Annotated in this window: 14 protein-coding genes and 1 pseudogene; 7 read left to right on the top strand and 8 right to left on the bottom strand. The window is 68.7% G+C overall.

Annotated elements, in window-relative coordinates; translation table 11 throughout:
- Window position 1: 1 nt before the first annotated feature.
- The 7 genes from F4559_RS04375 to F4559_RS04405 form a co-directional block, all read right to left on the bottom strand.
- The gene (locus tag F4559_RS04375; RefSeq protein WP_184666287.1) at window positions 2-334 is read right to left on the bottom strand and encodes a DUF6355 family natural product biosynthesis protein; all 333 of its coding nucleotides are present in this window, start codon (window positions 332-334) and stop codon (window positions 2-4) included.
- A gap of 284 nt (window positions 335-618) precedes the next feature.
- Window positions 619-1014: a hypothetical protein gene (locus F4559_RS04380; RefSeq protein WP_184666288.1), complete on the bottom strand. Its 396-nt coding sequence runs from the start codon at window positions 1012-1014 to the stop codon at window positions 619-621.
- Window positions 1011-4688 (bottom strand): tetratricopeptide repeat protein, encoded by a 3678-nt coding sequence (locus F4559_RS04385; RefSeq protein WP_184666289.1) that lies wholly within the window; start codon window positions 4686-4688, stop codon window positions 1011-1013. Before F4559_RS04385 ends, F4559_RS04380 begins: the two co-directional genes overlap by 4 nt.
- A 193-nt stretch (window positions 4689-4881) precedes the next feature.
- A complete protein-coding gene (locus F4559_RS04390; protein ID WP_221447137.1) occupies window positions 4882-5073 on the bottom strand; it encodes a transcriptional regulator in 192 nt (63 codons plus the stop codon).
- Between the two features lie 26 nt (window positions 5074-5099).
- Window positions 5100-5912: a hypothetical protein gene (locus F4559_RS04395; RefSeq protein ID WP_184666291.1), complete on the bottom strand. Its 813-nt coding sequence runs from the start codon at window positions 5910-5912 to the stop codon at window positions 5100-5102.
- Between the two features lie 402 nt (window positions 5913-6314).
- Window positions 6315-6530, bottom strand: coding sequence for a hypothetical protein (locus tag F4559_RS04400; RefSeq protein WP_184666292.1), 216 nt, complete (start codon window positions 6528-6530; stop codon window positions 6315-6317).
- Between the two features lie 97 nt (window positions 6531-6627).
- A complete protein-coding gene (locus tag F4559_RS04405) occupies window positions 6628-6999 on the bottom strand; it encodes a hypothetical protein (RefSeq protein WP_184666293.1) in 372 nt (123 codons plus the stop codon).
- 249 nt (window positions 7000-7248) lie between these two features.
- On the opposite strand from F4559_RS04405, the gene F4559_RS04410 reads away from it, so the two are divergent.
- The 7 genes and pseudogenes from F4559_RS04410 to F4559_RS04440 all read left to right on the top strand — a co-directional run bounded on the left by F4559_RS04410 (window position 7249) and on the right by F4559_RS04440 (window position 15852).
- A complete protein-coding gene (locus F4559_RS04410) occupies window positions 7249-8091 on the top strand; it encodes a helix-turn-helix domain-containing protein (protein ID WP_184666294.1) in 843 nt (280 codons plus the stop codon).
- Between the two features lie 2 nt (window positions 8092-8093).
- A complete protein-coding gene (locus tag F4559_RS04415) occupies window positions 8094-8294 on the top strand; it encodes a DUF397 domain-containing protein (protein WP_184666295.1) in 201 nt (66 codons plus the stop codon).
- A gap of 720 nt (window positions 8295-9014) precedes the next feature.
- Window positions 9015-9458 (top strand): YbaB/EbfC family nucleoid-associated protein, encoded by a 444-nt coding sequence (locus F4559_RS04420; RefSeq protein ID WP_184666296.1) that lies wholly within the window; start codon window positions 9015-9017, stop codon window positions 9456-9458.
- Window positions 9459-9462: 4 nt separating this feature from the next.
- A complete protein-coding gene (locus F4559_RS04425) occupies window positions 9463-9771 on the top strand; it encodes a type VII secretion target (protein WP_184666297.1) in 309 nt (102 codons plus the stop codon).
- Window positions 9768-14246 (top strand): RHS repeat-associated core domain-containing protein, encoded by a 4479-nt coding sequence (locus tag F4559_RS04430; protein WP_184666298.1) that lies wholly within the window; start codon window positions 9768-9770, stop codon window positions 14244-14246. The genes F4559_RS04425 and F4559_RS04430 overlap by 4 nt, the downstream gene beginning before the upstream one ends.
- Entirely contained in the window at window positions 14233-14646 is a 414-nt protein-coding gene (locus F4559_RS04435) for an Imm32 family immunity protein (protein WP_184666299.1), read from the top strand. The genes F4559_RS04430 and F4559_RS04435 overlap by 14 nt, the downstream gene beginning before the upstream one ends.
- Before the next feature lie 184 nt (window positions 14647-14830).
- Window positions 14831-15852: pseudogene (locus F4559_RS04440) on the top strand (IS5 family transposase).
- Here F4559_RS04440 and F4559_RS04445 read toward each other — a convergent pair.
- Complete coding sequence (locus F4559_RS04445) at window positions 15786-16853, bottom strand: hypothetical protein (RefSeq protein WP_184666300.1); 1068 nt, start codon at window positions 16851-16853, stop codon at window positions 15786-15788. The pseudogene F4559_RS04440 and the gene F4559_RS04445 overlap by 67 nt on opposite strands.
- Between the last annotated feature and the right edge of the window lie 7 nt (window positions 16854-16860).

Below are 16860 nucleotides of genomic sequence, written 5' to 3' on the forward strand. Positions count from 1 at the left end.
GTTAGGCGTCGGGTTGGCTGAGCGAACAGATCCGCCGATCGCCCAGGTCCAACAACGCGGGGGCGACGGGCACGTAGTAGGCGTTGACCACCTTCTCGTCCGCCCAGAACGGCACTGTCGCCCATGGCCCGACGCATCGCGTGTAGTGGCCACGTCCGTCGGTGTCGACCCGGACGAGCACGAACGATTCGGCGCAGTGCCGGTAGACGGCGGTCGCGCCGCCGTGGTGATCGGGATTGACGAACCCGAAGCCGCACAACGCCTTGGGCGTGGTCGGGGGGTTGAACGAGGTGAGTACGGACAGGATCGTGGCAGCAACGTGAGTGACAACCATGGATCGCCTCCGGAATGAATCGGTGACGATCCCACTATCGGCGGATCGGTGCCGCTCGACGATCTGCTTCGATTATTCGAATTCTGTGGAAGAACGGTTTTCCGATTGGCGGAACGAGTGCGGTGTTCTTCCGTGCGGTTGGTGCCACGTCGCTGTGGTCGATCGGCCGTCATTTGAAGGGCGGGGACATGTGGCCGTAGACCTGTCGGGTCAGGGTGCGATCGCCGTCGTGGGTGGTGTGACCCGCGCCCGCCCGCAAGCCTGAGACGGGCGCGGGGCGGCGTCTACGCGGGGTCGTCGCTTTCGGGAAGGTCAAGCAGTTGGTCGGGGTCGAGCGTCGAGAGGTCCTGTGGCCCGTCCTGGGTGTCCAGTTTCAGGGTGACGGAGTGGTCGTCTGCGATCTGTCGGGCTTTGTCGATGATGTCCTTCGCCCGTCGACGCTTGTGGATTCGGTCTGCCAGGTCGGTGACGGCCAAGGCTGCCGAGGGGATGGAGAGGACCAGCGCGGCCAGGGCGACGGGGTCGACGGACTTGTCGTCCTCACGGGTGGAATCACTGGTGCCGAGCGCCGTCGCGGGAACTTCGTGCAGGGTGAATCCCCAACTGTCGACCAGTTCTTGGAGGCTGTCCTTCGCTGGCGCGAGGTGGTTCGTGGCGCTGCTCTCGATGTAGATGATCATTCGTGCTCGTTTCCTTGATCGAGTCGATCGATGAGGCTGTTCAGCTGTTCGACGAGGGCCTGGTTCTCGATTTTCGTGGCAGCCTGCAGGCTTTCGTCGGCGATCTGGCGGGCTTGGACCGTCTCACCGGCGGCGGCGAGCAGTTGGGCGAGTGTCGTGCCCACCACGGCGATACCCTCGGCGCGTTGGAGACGACGGTTGATCGAGTACGACTCGATCAACCTGGGTGCGGCGGACTCGTGGTCCTGTTGACTCAGGTTGAGCCGGGCTAGGTCCCAGTTCGCTCCGGCGATACCGTCGAGATCTCCCAGGCGTGTGTGCACTTCCAATCGCTTGAGCTGGAGCCGGGTCGCTTCGTCGTAGTCGCCGCGTCGGAAGAGGATGTCGCCGATCTGGCCCCAGGTGACGGCGGTGGCGTGGGTGTCGCCGAGGCGTTCGTAGACGGGGAGTTCGATGTCGCGGCGGATGCGGAGGGCTTCGTCGTAGTCGCCGCGTTGGAAGAGGATGTCGCCGATCTGGCCCCAGGTGACGGCGGTGGCGTGGGTGTCGCCGAGGCGTTCGTAGACGGGGAGTTGGACTTCGCGGCGGATGCGGAGGGCTTCGTCGTAGTCGCCGCGTCGTTCGGCGATGTCGCCGATCTGGCCCCAGGTGACGGCGGTGGCGTGGGTGTCGCCGAGGCGTTCGTAGACGGGGAGTTCGATGTCGCGGCGGATGCGGAGGGCTTCGTCGTAGTCGCCGCGTCGGAAGAGGATGTCGCCGATCTGGCCCCAGGTGACGGCGGTGGCGTGGGTGTCGCCGAGGCGTTCGTAGACGGGGAGTTCGATGTCGCGGCGGATGCGGAGGGCTTCGTCGTAGTCGCCGCGTTGGAAGAGGATGTCGCCGAGGACTCCTGTGGCCGCTGCGGCTTCACCGTCGGATTCCTTGGCGGTGAACAGAGCGTGTGCCTGATGGATGAGTTGTTCGGCCTGACGCAGGTCGCCGGTCGTGAGAATGCGGCGGGCTCGTTCGGCGAGGACTCTGGCGCGTTCCAGGGGATCCTCGTGGTTCTCGGTGGCAGTTTGGCGGACGGCCCGATCCAGCAGGGCATGCCCCAGGGTTCCGTCGCCGCTGGTGAGTGCCGCGTCGGCGGTGACACGCAGAAGAAGTACGGGTACAGATCGGTGGTGCCGGTCGAGGAGGCTGATCGCGTCGTGCCCGAGCGTGGAGGCCTCGGCTGCGACGCCGGCGCGCAAGTGTGTGACGGCGCCGGCGGCGCACGTGGCGGTGACGCTCGGGTTGTCCGCCGCCAGCGAGAGTCGGGTGAGTTGCAGGTCCTGCTCCGTCGTCCGGCCCTGAGATTCGGTGTCCGGGGTCCATGCGGCCAGCAGCACTTCGACTGTGATGGCGGCCAGCGTGCTTCGTTCCGCCGTGGACAGCGGAGGAATTCGGCCGGCGGCCAAGGGATTGGCGGCCAAGGCCGTGCCTCCGGTGCCGTGCGGGTCGGGGTAGGGCTCCAGGAGGCCGAGGTCGCGCAGACGGGTCGGGGTACCGCCTACGTGATCGGCCAGGATTTCGACCACCGGTTCCGGGACGGGCAGGTCGAACAGCGTGACGGCCCGCAGCAGGGCTCTGGCGGGGGTGCCGGCCTCGTCGAGCAGGGCGTCCAGGGCGAGGTTCTCCAGGAACTCCCGGACTTCGCCGTCGCTGGGCAGATCCCCTTGGCGCAGGTAGTCCTCCATCTGCGACACGGCGGCTTCCGCGCGGGAAAGCGGGACCTGGTCGTTGTAGACCAAGCGCAGGCAGATCAGGTCCTGCAGGCCCGGGTTACCCCGGCTCGCCGTGACCGCTCGCTGTGCGAGGTCGGCACGTTTGTCCTGACGATCCGCGGGTGCGAGGGCTTGGTGGCGTCGATGCAGTTTGCGTTGCGCGACGGTGGACAAGGGTCGCAGTTGGATACGCTCAAGCGTGTTCTCCGCGCCGTCGAGGGTGAAGACGAACCGGCTCGTGAGCAGCAGACGACTGTCCGTCTCGGCCGGCTCGAAGGCCCGCAGCACCGCCGCCAGTACGAGGGCGTGCTCGGGCACGACCCGGTGCGGCCCTGCTGCGTTCGACGCGAGAATCTGTTCCAAGTCATCGATCACCAGCAGCAACGGCTTGTGCCCGTCGCCCGCCTGGGCGCACGGTCCGGACAGCAGGTCGATCAGGACCTCCCCGATCGCCTCCGGCCGGTCTCGCACCCGAGCGATCCCGGCGTCGATCAACTCCCGGGCCTTCTGGTCGGTGCGTACCGCATCCCGTATCGCGTTCAGGATGGCCGACGCGCCGTAGTCGCCGAATACCACGGCAACGGCGTAGTCGCCGGCCGTCCGGTCGACGATCCGGGCTGCCAGACTCGACTTGCCCAACCGGCCCTGGCCCTGCAGCAGCACCCCGGCGTGCTCACCGTCCCGTAGCGCCCGCAGCGCACGTCGCAACTCGTCGCGGCGGCCCACGAACATCTGTGCCTTGGCCACTGGAACCTGACTTTTCTGGTCCAGGAACCGTTTCGTGCCATGCACGGCTGACACCATCGACCGCTTGCGACGACCCGCCACCACCTGCCCGCCGCCCGCCTGACCCAGCCACAACCTGGCCATGTGCCAGTCCGCCCGCACTACAGGGTCGTCCGAGTCCAGCAACGCCCGCCGCGCGTCGCCCACTGCCACCGCCAGGTCCGTGCGGTTGGTCAACGCCCGATACAGGTGTTCGGCGAACTTGGTGGCGGCCCGATCGTTCACCGAGCCGTCCCACCCGATCACCGCGGGCACCCCGGCGCTGACCAGACTCGTCGACAGCGAGTGCGCCAGCAGCTCCGGCCGCCCTCCCGGGCCCGGTCCTCCCTTGCGTTCGGTGCCCGCGGGCAGGCGCGTGGAGTCATCGGCGCCGGTCGCGGTCAGACACGCCGACACGAACACCAACCGCGTGTCTTTCGGGAGATGGCCGACCAGTTCGGAGGCCGTCGTCGGCCGCGGCCCACCCGTGCTGTCCTCCATCAACAGCACTGGCTCCCCGCCCTTGCCGGGCCACGCGTTGAGGCCGTGGCACGACAGGTGCACGACCGGAAGCCCGGCGTCGGAGAGCCGTTCGCCCAGTTGCTCGGGATCGCCGGTGTCCTCGACCAGCAGATCGACGCGGGCATCACCCACCGCGTCCAGGATCGCTGTCTCCTCGGCCTCGAAGTCCAGTTCGTGCTGTCCCATCGGCGACGACGCCATGAAGGCCAGGCCCAACCGGAAACCGTCCGGGGTGGCAGGCTGTAACGGCGATCCTAGGCGCCGGGCCACGCAGAACCGGGTCAGCCCTTCGCCGGCAAGGAAACTCCCGTCCGGCCACGCCAACAACTCGAACGGAGCACGCAGAACCGCCCACGCGGTATGGGACGGCCACTGCGGGCCCCGCACCTCCAACACCTCCGGTGCCGTCGCCCGCTCCAGCCACGTCCGTAACTGTCCCTGTTGGCCGTCGAGCCAGCTGAACAGCTTTCGCCCCAATTCCAGCAGCACCGAGTCCGAGTTCGCGTGTACCGCCCGCACGTATTGCGCGGTCAACTGCTCCAGAAACTCGGTATCGGTACTCTCAAGTGCCCGCAGTGGTCCGATCCGTTCGTCACCCAGGACCAGTTCGAACCCCGAACCGTCCACGATCAGACCGGTCACGGCCCCTCCCCACACCCACCCGCGAACATCACCGGGAAGGCGGTCCGCGTCCCGGCACGACTGCCCAAAGATCGCAGACCTGATCCGGACGGTTACCGGACACTCCGGGACGGCACACACATTCCCTCAAACAGCCCAATCCGACCCTTGACGTTGTATAGCTGACCGTCGGATACGAGCACCCGCCCACAGATCACGGGACGCACTCGAAGAGGTCCTCGAAGGTCATGGGTGCGAAGGCGAGGAGTGCTCCTGCGATGAAGGCGGGGCCGGGATGGAGTTCTCCGGCGCGGACGCGGGTGACGGTGGAGCGGTTCACGCCCATGGCCTTGGAGGCCGAGTAGTCGGAGCGGTGGCCGGCCAGGCGTGTTGCCTTGTCGAACATGCCGGCGCGGAGTCTGATCCGAGCGCTCACAGTTGATCCTCCAGAGCGGCCCCGTGCGGACAGGTCAACAGGTCCAGGACGTCGGGGTTGTGGATGGTGCGCCCGTAGGGGCGGGGGTCGACTCGGGCGAGTCCGAGGGCGCGCAGGGCTGCGGTGGTGTTGTAGCCGGTCTTGGTGGTGAAGCCGTGGCGTGTGGCTAGGTCGGTGACGGTGACGGCGCCTCGGGTGAGCAGGTCGGTCCAGACGGCGCGGAGGTTGCGGGTTCGGGTGGCGGCGGGGTGGTCGTGCAGCCTGGTGAGGGTGTCGAGGAGGGCGATCTCGGCGTGGCAGGTGCGGGTGATGGCGTCGGCGATCCGGCCGACGGCGGCGAGCACGTCGGCCCGGCGTGGTCGGGTCGGGTCGGGCGTGCCCGTGTAGTGGGTGCTGAGCGGCAGCCAGGGCCTGGTCAGCCATCCGGCGCGGACCAGGGCGCCGGGCAGGGCCAGGCGCCGGGCGTGACCCTCGGCCGGCGGGGTGCGTACGTGCCGGGTCAGGACGTCGGCCAACGGCTCCGGGGCGGGTGTCGGTGTCGGGGTGTCGAGCAGGGCGAGCGTGGTGGCGAGGTGGCGGGCGAAGGCGGGTTCGCGCCACTGGCCCACCGGGCTCGTGGACAGGACGTGGTGGAACACCTCGATCAGTGCGAGGTGCACGCCGTCGAGGTGCGCCGACGCGCGGGTCTCGCGCAGCAGGGCGGTGCGGGCCCAGTCGTGGGCGAACGGGGAGGTGGTGACGCGGTGGTCGAGCCAGCGCAGCGCCTGTTCGGCTCGGCCCACGGCGTAGTGCGCCCACTCGGGTGGCATCGCCGATTCCCGTGCATCGTCTGCGGGGCGGGGGAGGGTGGGGATCTTGATCGGTGGGTGTCCGTCTGGGAGGGTTCGTCGGGCGAGGTCGCGGTAGTGGGCGGCGCCGAGCGGGCGCCCGGCGCGGGCCGCCAGTTCCGCGATGAGGAGGAACCGGCGGCCTGGGGCGTCGGTACCGGTCAGGGTGAAGGCGTGGTCGAGGGCGTGGTGCGGGCGTCCGGTCGCGAGGCAGCGTCCGATCTCCCGGAGAGTCCGGCTCTCGACACACATCATGTCGACTGTCCTTTCCGGACTTTTCCGGGGTGGGCGGGGAGTGCTTCGCGGGAGGAGTGTGGAGCACTCCCCGCCCGTCGGGAGGGCCGTCGGCGGTGTCGGCGCGGTCGCGCGACGGCCGGTGTCGGGTCAGGCGGTGGTCAACTGTTCGTCGGCGGTGAGTTCGTCGCGGGCGCGGACGAGGTGGCCGGTGAGGTCGACGAGTGCGGTTTTGGTGATCACGAGGTCCAGTGCACCGCCGCCGATCGTGAGGTGGGCCTCGTCTCCGACGACGTGGCAGGAGATCGGGGCCTCGCCTTCGATGCGGGCGAACGACGACGTGCTGAAACCGATGTGAGTGGACATTTGAGGTTCCCTTCCAGGTTGTGCTCGGGATGCGCGTCACCCCGAGTGGTCTTGTTCAGGGGGATGAAGTCGTTGTGCGCCAACGGCGTTATCGCGGTCAACGATCGGCAGTGCCGTCTCGGAGGGAGGGATCGGTCGGCCAGCAGGTCGGGCACCATTCCCACTCGGGTACGGAATGATCGGTGGCGATCGCCACCGCGCCGCACGCCGACAGGTGGAAGATCAGACCCTGGTGACGGATCGTTCGGCTGTCGGGATCGAGCCGGTGGATTCTGCGCTGGAAGACGCCCGAAGCCGTGGTGTGGTCTTCGCTGCCCCGGACTGGTGTGGTGCGTGTCCGGAGCCGGGAGCAGCCAAGTCGCCACCGCAGGGCGGTGCGGCTGTCTCGAAGATGGACGCGCACCTCGGCGTCTTGGGCGGCTTCCTCCCCGAACTCGGTTCCAGAGGCGGTTCGCGCCTGGGCCGTCACGGAACCGGTGTGCGTGCTCGGAGTTTGGGCCATGGCGTATCCCTCTCCGGTTTTGCGAGGTAGAGGTGGCCGGACCGGGATGGGGTGCCGATCGGGCAACTGCGGAGTGTGAGAGGGTTGCTACGGAAAGATACCGTCGTAGCCTCTCGATTGGAGAGGCTACTGTGGAGACATTACTGACGCCTAGTCGACCGATAGGGTGACTTGGGCAGATTGGACAGTTACGTGGCGCTGTCAACGACACCAACGGTGATCCGTCGGTACGTGGCGTTCGAGTTGAAGCGGCTACGTGAGGCGTCGGGCAAATCCCAGCAGGACGCGGCGACCCGGATCGACACGAGCAAGTCGCGCGTCACGCACCTGGAGTCCGGCCGCAACATGCCCAAGCTCCTGGACATCGAGGCACTGCTGGAGCTGTACGGCGTGCCGGAGATGACGGAGCAGTTCAAGGAGCTGATCGTCCAGGCCCGCGAGTCGGGACCGGTCTTCGACCTGGACTCGACGCTGAACCTGCTGCCCGGTTTCGACATGTACGTCGGTCTGGAGCAGGGCGCGAGCCGAATCTTCACCTACGACGCCGTGGTCGTGAAGGGCATCCTCCAATGCCGTCGCTACGCCGAGGCGACAATCCGCGGCCACCTCGGCGGGGCGGACCTCGCCGACGACCGCGTGCGGACTCTCGTCGATCTCAGGATGCGTCGGCAGACCGCGTTCGAACGCTCCGAGCACCCTCTGGAGGTCATGGCCGTCATCGGTGAAGGCGTGCTCCGTCAGCAGGTCGGAGGTGCCGACGTCGCTGCCGAGCAGCTTGAGTACCTGCTGACGCTCGCCGAGCGCGAAAACATCACGATCAGGGTGTTGCCGTTCAGCAGTGGAGCACATCCTGCGATGCAGGGACCGTTCACCCGCTTGGAGTTCCCCATCGAGCGCGATCCGGGTGTGGTGTATCTCGAAGACCTGTCAGGCGGCCGGTATCGGGACGACACTGAGGACATCGACCGGTACGCGCAGGTAGGCGCCCACCTCCTGGACGTGGCGTTGCCCGCGCGCAAGTCGCTGTCCGTGATCGACACCATCCGGAGGGAGCTATAACGATGAGCGACACGTGGACCTGGCGGAAGTCGAGCCGTTCCGTCGGCAACGGGGATTGCGTCGAGGTCGGCACCAGTGTCGACGCGGCGGCGATCGGTGTCAGGGACAGTAAGCGGGGCGACTCGGGTCCGGTGCTGCTGTTCTCCCATGACGGCATTGCGACGTTCTTCGCGAGCGCCAAGGCCGGCAAGTTCGACCACTGATCCGAGCATGCCCACGGCAGCCGACCGCCTGCCGAAGAACGATCGCGACCGCCGCTTGACTCTCGCCGGCCAGGCGGCGGGTCGCGATCGGGTACGCCGTCGTACAGCCGTCACGCGATCAGCAGGCAGCGGTCCCACGTGGTGTCGGCCTGGTGCGTGGCGATGGTGTGCAGCGCCAGTGCCAGGCCGGCGTCCCCGTCAAGAAGTCCTGGTCACGCCACCGCCGTGCACGAACACCACCGCACGTCCGGCACCCACCGGCGCGACCAACGTTCCGGCAAGCATCCGCCCATCCAGAGTGCGAACCGAGGCGGCGACACCGTCGACCGACACAACGGCTCCCTTCGATCAGGTAGCTCCATGGTTCCACGACCGGCGACTTGAGGATCGACGCGTTCGCCACGGTGCTCAACGCGCATCGGTCCGGCGACGGCCCGGACTCAGGGTTCTGTGCGTATCTGCTGCGCGTGTGGCGCGGCGGCATGTCCTGCCCAACCGATGTACCCGCCCCCACCCGGTTTCCGTCCACCGAAGTCATCGCACGTGGAACCCGGGAGGTCGTGCCAGAGCAAGTACCCCGCGCACCCCTGCGGTTGTCCGGAGTGCGCACGCCTACCCTCCACGATTGGGCCGATCCGGTCGTCTTGGGAGCGAATCCGCTCGATGCGTCGTCTCCGGCGCAGTACCTTGGCTCGATCCATGTCACCGGAGGGGGAACCGATGACCGATCCGCTGGCAGGCGTGCAGCGCTTGGTGGACGACTGGGAGCGCGACGCGGAGGAGAAGGCGGCCCGGTACGAGTCGATGCGGCAGGAGGTCGAGCGGATCTCCATCACCGCGTCGGCCGCGGGTGGCGCGGTGAGCGTGACGGTCGGCCCGAACGGCATCCCCAGCTCCGTGACCATGACCGACGGGGTGAGCCGGTTGCGTCCGGAGCAGATCGCCGCGGCGGTGATGGAGGCGATGGGCAAGGCGCAGGCCGGTTACCCGGCCGAGCTGGCGCGGATCGTCGGGGAGACGGTCGGCCGGACCCCGTCGGGGCAGCACATCGTGGCCGTGGCCGAGCGGAACTTCCCACAGCCGGAACCGACCGCGCCGACCACTCCGCCGCGTCGCCGACCGGGTGACGACGGGGACTTCTCCGACGAGGGCTACCTGAGGTGACGCGATGACCGGCGGGTTCGAGGCCGTCACCGGTGAGATCGGGGCGCTGGCCGGTCGGGTGGAGGGTCTGGCGGACCGGTTGCGCACGGCGGCGGACGCGGCGCGGACGGTGGCGATGGACGACTCCGCGTACGGCGTGGTGTGCCAACCGTTCGCGATGCTGTTGCAGCCGTTCGAGGACATGGGCGTGCAGGCGTTGGCCAAGGCGGCGGAGACGGTGTCGGACAACGCGGCGAAGCTGCGTGAGACCTCCCGGGCCTACGACGCGCGGGAGTCCGGTGAGTCGGCGCGGTTCGGCGGGGTGAACACGTGAACAACCCGCTGGTCGCGACGGCGAAGAGCGACACGACGGCGGTGACCGGCATCGGCATCGCCGAGTCCGCGAACGACCTGGCGCAGGGCATCTCCGACGGCAGCTGGGTCGCGGCCGGGTTGGGTGGTGTCGGTGTCGGTCTGGAAGTGTTGTCGATGGTGCTCGACCCGGTCGGCACCGTGGCCTCCTACGGTGTGGGTTGGCTGATCGAGCACGTGCAGCCGCTGAAGGAGGCGTTGGACTGGTTCGCCGGTGATCCGCCGGTGATCCGGTCGTTCAGCGAGACGTGGTCCAACGTCGCCGCCGAGGTCGCCCGCGTCGCCGAGGACCTCGCCGCCCAGGACGCACCCGGCTGGCGGGGCGAGGCGGCTGACGCCTACCGGGGCCACGCCGCCCAGACCGCCGACGCCATCGCCGGCGCCGCCACCCTGGCCGAGGGCGTGGGTGTCGGCGTGATGGTCATGGGCGAGGTCGTCGCCGCCGTCCGCGAGATCATCCGCGACCTGGTCGCCGAAGTGGTCGGCAAGCTGATCACCTGGGCGCTGGAGGCCGTCGCCACGCTCGGCCTGGCCACCCCGCTGATCGTCGCCCAGGCCACCTCGACCATCGCCCGCGTCTGCAACCGCATCGCCGACCTGGTCCGCAAACTGGTCAAGACCATCGGCAACGTCACCCCGCGCATCCGCAAGGTCCTCGACAAGCTCGGCGAGATCATGGAGAAGCTGGGCAAACTCGGCCGCCGCGCCGACGGTCCGAGCAGCCCCGGAACCACCAGCACATCCAGCGCACCCGACGCACCCACCGTGAAAGGACCCGACGGCACCACCACCCCGTCGAGCACAGCGGACACAACCTCGCCCTCAGGCACGACTTCACCCTCAGGCACCACCTCGACCTCCGGGACGACGTCGCCATCGAGCACAACGTCACCGGACACCGCGTCTTCGGGCATAACACCCGCCGGCACCGATGGCAACGGGTCGTCACCGTCAGGTTCCAGCAGGCCGCGCTCGAGCAGTTCCGACCGGCCGAGCCTGCGTGAGGACACGCCCAACCCGCGCGACCGGGCACAGCCACCCGAGGGGCGCTGCGAGGGCCGCGAGCCGATCGACCTCGCCTCCGGCGAGATGTACTTGGCGCAGATCGACGTCGACCTGCCCGGTGTGCTGTCTCTGTTGGTCGGACGGGTGCACGTGTCGTCCTACCGCGCCGGACGGCTGCTCGGCCCGTCGTGGGCCTCGACGCTGGACCAAAGACTGGAAGTGGACGACCACGGCGTGTACTTCGCCGACCCGGACGGCGTCGTGCTCGTCTACCCGCTCCCGCCGAGCAGCGGCGCCCCGGTGCTACCGGTGGAAGGCGCGCGTTGGTCGTTGGCGCGTACCGACTCCGGCTATGTGATCACCCAACCCAGGACCGGACGGTCGCTGCACTTCCCGGACGCGGCTCACGCACCGATCAGCGCGATCACCGACCGCAATGGCAACCGGATCGACTTCGAGTACACCGGGGCGGTGCCATCCCGGATCCGGCACAGCGGTGGCTACGACATCGTCGTGGACACCGAGAACGGCCACGTCACCGGACTGAGGCTGGTCAGCCCGGCGGGCGGCGAAATCACGCTGGTCTCCTACCGCTACGACGACAATCGGCTCACCGAGGTGCTGAACTCCTCCGGCGCGGCGCTGCGGTTCGAGTACGACCACGCGGGCCGGATCATCAGGTGGATCGATCGTAACGGGGAGTGGTACGGCTACGAGTACGACCACAACGGCCGTTGCGTGCGTACCACCGGCTCGGGTGGCGCGTTGACCGGCGAAGTGGAGTACAACCCAGCGGCCGGCGTCACCCGGGAGATCGACTCGCTCGGACACGTCACCCACCACCACTTCAACGACGTCGGCCAACTGGTGCGGCGGGTGGATCCCCTCGGCAACCAGACGCTGTTCCACTGGGACCGCTACGACCGGCTCGTGTCCACCACCGACGCGCTCGGCCTCACGACGTCGTATTTGCGTGACGACGACGGTGAGATCCTGGTGCTGACCCGGCCCGACGGCACGCAGCTGCTCGCCGAGTACAACGAGTTCGGCCAACCAACACGTCAGGTCGACCCCGACGGCGCCGTGTGGTTCAAGGAATACGACTCACGGGGCAACCTGGTCGCGGTGACGGACCCGAGCGGCGCAGTGACCCGCTACGAGTACAGCGAGAACGGTGGCCTTACCGCCGTGGTGGACGCGGCGGGCGGCACGCATCGGACGGAGGTGGACGCCGTCGGGCTCCCGATCGCCGTCAACGACGCCCGGGGCGCCACCACCCGCCACCTCCGCGACGCCATGGGACGCGTGCGGCAGATCCTCGACCCGACCGGCGGGATCACCGCGCTGTCGTGGACGGTCGAGGGCAAGCTCCTCGACCGGACCCACCCGGACGGGTCGAGCGAGTCGTGGCGCTATGACGCCGAGGGCAACGAGGTCGAGCACATCGACAGGGTCGGGCAGCGGACACGCGCACGCCCCACTCACTTCGACCTGCCTGCCGAGCGGATCCTGCCGGACGGCAGCACTCTCCAATTCGACTACGACACCGAGCTCAGACTGGTGTCGGTGACGGACCAGACCGGCTCGGTGTGGCGATACGAGTACGACGCCGCGGGCAGACTGGTGCGCGAGACGGGCTACGGCGGCCAAGCCGTCGAGTACGCACGTGACGCCGCCGGGCGGGTCGTGCGGCGGTCGCACGGACCGGACGACCACGTCGAGTTCGAACTCGACCCGCTGGGCCGGGTGCTCACCCGCTCGACACCGACCGGCACGTCCCGATTCCGGTACGACGAAGCCGGTCGAGTGGTGTGGGCGGCGAATGGGCACGCCGAAACCGTGTTCCGCCGCGACGCCCTGGGCCGGGTGGTCGAGGAGAGCACCAACGGACGCACGTTGGTGTCCCGGTACGACGCGGTCGGTCGGCGCGTGAGCCGAGTCACCCCCACCGGCGCCCGATCCGACTGGACGTACGATCCGTCGCACCTGCCGACGACCCTGCGTGGCGGCGTCCATACCGTGGAGTTCACCCACGACGCAGCAGGGCGTGAAGTAGGTCGTCGGTTCGGAAACGCCGTGCTGGCCCAGCGCTGGGACGCCGCCGGCAGGCTGGCCGACCAAGACATGTCCATTGTGGATGGTTCTGGCGCGAAGCGGCGGATCGCGCACCGCCGGTACCACTACCGCGCCGACGGCTACCTCACGGCGGTCGAGGAGCCCGCGGGCCTGAGGACATACGACCTCGACCCACTCGGCCGGGTCGTCTCCGTGCACGGCCCGCAGTGGTCCGAGCAGTACGTGTACGACCCAGCGGGCAACCTGACCCAGGTCGGGATCCCCGGTGCCGAGCCCGCCTCGTTCACCTACGAGGGAACGCTGTTGCGCCAGGCGGGACGGACCCGCTTCGACCACGACCGGCGCGGCCGGGTCGTGCGGCGGGTGCGGAGCAGACTCTCGCGCAAGCCGGACGTCTGGCACTACACCTGGGACGCCGATGACCGGCTGACCGAGGTCGTCACACCGGACCAAACGCGCTGGCGCTACACCTACGACGCGATGGGCAGGCGCATCGCCAAGCAGCGGACCGGTCCGGCGGGTGAGGTGTTGGAGCGGACGGAGTTCGTCTGGGACGGCACTGTGCTCGCCGAGCAGATCGAATCCCTTCAGGCGATGACCTGGGACCACGACACGACCGGGATGCGACCGGTGGCGCAGCGACTGCGGGTGCCCACCCACGACGCCGCATGGGTGGACCGCGAGTTCCACTCGATCGTCACCGACCTCGTGGGGACCCCGGCCGAACTCGTCGCGCCGAATGGTCACGTAGTGCGCCAGGAGCAGACCACACTGTGGGGTCGAACGGCGCACCCGGCCACGCCATTGCGATTCCCGGGCCAGTACCACGACCACGAGTCGGGCCTGCACTACAACTACTCGCGCTACTACGACCCGGAGATCGCGCGGTACGTCACCGACGACCCGCTGGGCATCCGCCCGTCCCCCAACCCCCGCGCCTACGTGCCGAACCCGACGCGGTTCATCGACCCCCTGGGCCTCTCGCCCGCGCCGGGCGGCTCGCACGCACTCGGCACCGGTTCGCACACCAACCCGCCGCCACCCCGGATCCCCGGCCCGATCTCGATGGACGAAGCGGTCGAACTGGGCGCCCGGCACGCCGGCGACAATGCCCGCGTCGTTCCGTCCGGCAGCGGCGGCTACCAGTTCATCGGCACCTCCACCGACAGCGCGGGCAACCGGATCGCCAGCGTGGCGCGCTTCGACATCAACCCGGCCAGCCCGCACGTGCAACAACTCGGGCCGCACCTCAACCTGGAGACCCAGGTCAACGGCAACCCGGTACGCTCTGGCCCGTACAACGACCCGCACATCCCGATCGACCCGTCCACGATCCGGCCGGGTGACATACCGTGAGAAGGCCATGATCGTCGCACTGTCCACGACCACGAACGAGGCGGCGCTGTCCGGGACGCCGCAGGAGTACGCCGAACTCGCGGCGGCGCTGGAACGCGGCCAAGGCCGGTTCGCACTGGTCACCACGGAGAACATCGCCCCCTACGGTGTGGCACTGGAGACGTTGTCCGTGGAGGCGGTGGACACGCCGACGGTCCGGATCACGGTCGATCGAACGGCGCTCGACCTGGCGATCCGCGGCCCGGTGCGGCACTTGGCCACGCTCAGCCGGATCGTCCTGGCCGGCGCGGATTCGGGCGACCCGAAGGGGCACGTGCACCTGGAAGGCTTCGAGGGGCACGACTTCCTTGCCGAGGACTCCTTCTCCCTGACCGTTCACGACGCGGTCGATCCGGCCTGACCGCATCTCGGACCGCTCACGTCGGTCCATGATCCTGTGCCGCTCGAGAAGTCATCGCAGCCTCGTAGCGCGAGGGCACCACCATCTTCGGGTGGATGACCGGGTCATCGTGCCCTAGGAGCTGTTTGAAGTTCGGATCTAGGTGGGCCCGGTGGTGTGCTGGTTGGGCTGGTAGAACACGGATGTGGCGCGTTTTGATCTGACCGATGCCGAGTGGGCGTTGATCGAGCCGCATATGCCGGTGGCGGCCACCGGGCCGTTGCCACGTCGGGTGCGGGAGCAGTTCAACGGGATCCTGTGGCGGTTCCGCACCGGGTCAGGCTGGCGTGACGTGCCCGAACGGTACGGTCCCTGGTCCACCGTCTACTCCCGGTTCAACACCTGGGCGAAGACCGGAGTGTTCCAGACGCTGATGGAGGCGCTGATCGCCGAGGCCGCCTCCCGCGGACAGGTCGACCTGGAACTGGTGAGCGTGGACTCCACGATCGTGCGGGCACACCACGAATCGGCCGGACTCGCGGTGACCGGGGAGACCCTTGACGCGCTGGAACAGGCGTTGACCGGGGAAAAAGGGGCTCCGTTGCCCGTCCAGCGGAGCGTGCTGCGGGTGGTGCGTCGCGGTCCGCGCCGGACACGACCGACGCGGGCACATCTGCCGGTCGGGACCGTGCCGCCCGTAGGCGCCGTCGGAAGGCGCGGGCTGCGGCGGCCGGGCTCGGCCGGTCCCGGGGCGGGCTGAGCAGCAAGGTCCACACCGCGGTCGACGCCGCCGGGCTGCCGTTGGCGTTCGTGCTCACCCCTGGCCAGGCCGGGGACAGCCCGCAATTCCGGACGGTGCTGGACCGGATCCGGGTTCCCGGCCCGGTCGGAAGGCCGCGCACCCGTCCGGACGCGGTGGCCGCGGACAAGGCGTACTCCTCCAAAGCCAACCGGGCCTACCTACGCCGCCGCCGGATCACGGCTGTGATCCCGGAGAAGACCGACCAGCGGGCCAACCGCAGGAACAAGGGCTCCGCCGGCGGGCGGCCTGTGTCCTTCGATCCCGTGCGCTACCGGCGGCGCAACACCGTCGAACGCCTCTTCCAGAAGATCAAGACATGGCGCGGACTGGCCACCCGCTACGACAAGACACCACAAAGCTACGAGGCCGGACTGCATCTACGAGGAGCCATCATGTGGTTGAAGACCCTTACCCCAACCACATGATCCCAACCCCAAACAGCTCCTAGGACGCTACGCCGACCAACCGCTGTCACGACGTCACCACCGATGCCGTCGCATCCAAGCAGGTCGAAGGCACGCACAGCGAAGCACCCGAAATGATCAGTGGTTATGGTCGCGGTCTGCAGCGACGTTGGTCGACGCGGAGTGATGATCAGTCGTGTGGCTTTGTTGATGACACTTGACCGCGTTTGCTGGTCGGTGGTGACGGCGTCGGCGATCCTGCCGACCTCGGCGAGCACGTCCTCCCGGGGCGATCGGGACAGGTCGGGAGTGCCGGGGTGGTGGGTGCTGAGCGGAAGCCAGGGCCGGGTCAGCAGCCGGGCCCGGACCAGGGCGACGGGCAGCGCCAGACGCAGGGCGTGCCCGTCGGCCGGCGGGGAGCGCACGTACCCGGTCAGGACGTCGAGCAACGGCTCCGCGGCGGGCGTCGGTGTCGGGGTGTCGAGCAGGGAGAGTGTGGCGGCCAGGTAAGGGGAGAAGGCGGGCTCACGCCACAGGCTCCCCGGACTCGTGGGCAGGACGTGCTGGAAGACCTCGATCAGCGCCAGGTGCACGCCGTCGAGGTGCGCCGACGCCCGGGTCTCGCGCAACAGGGTCGTGCGTGCCCAGTCATGGGTGAATGGAGAGGCCGTGACGCGGTGGTCGAGCCAGCGTAGCGCCTGTTCGGCACGCCCCACAGCGTAGTGCGCCCGCTCGGGTGGCATCGCGGACACCTGTACTTCCTTTACAGGGTAGGAAAAGGCGGGGATCTCGATCGGAGTGGGTGCGTCCGGGAAGGCACGACGGGCGAGGTCGCCGTAGTAGGCGGCGCCGACCGGACGCCCGGCGCGGGCCGCCAGCTCTGTGAGGAGCAGAAACCGGCGGCCTGGGGTGTGGGGTTCTGCGCTGAGCAGGGTGAAGGCGTGGTCGAGGGCGTGGTGCGGGCGTCCGGTCGCGAGGCAGCGTCCGATCTCCCGGAGGGTCCGGCTCTCGACGCGGGACATGTCGACT

This window comes from Saccharothrix violaceirubra, assembly GCF_014203755.1.
GTDB lineage: Bacteria > Actinomycetota > Actinomycetes > Mycobacteriales > Pseudonocardiaceae > Actinosynnema > Actinosynnema violaceirubrum.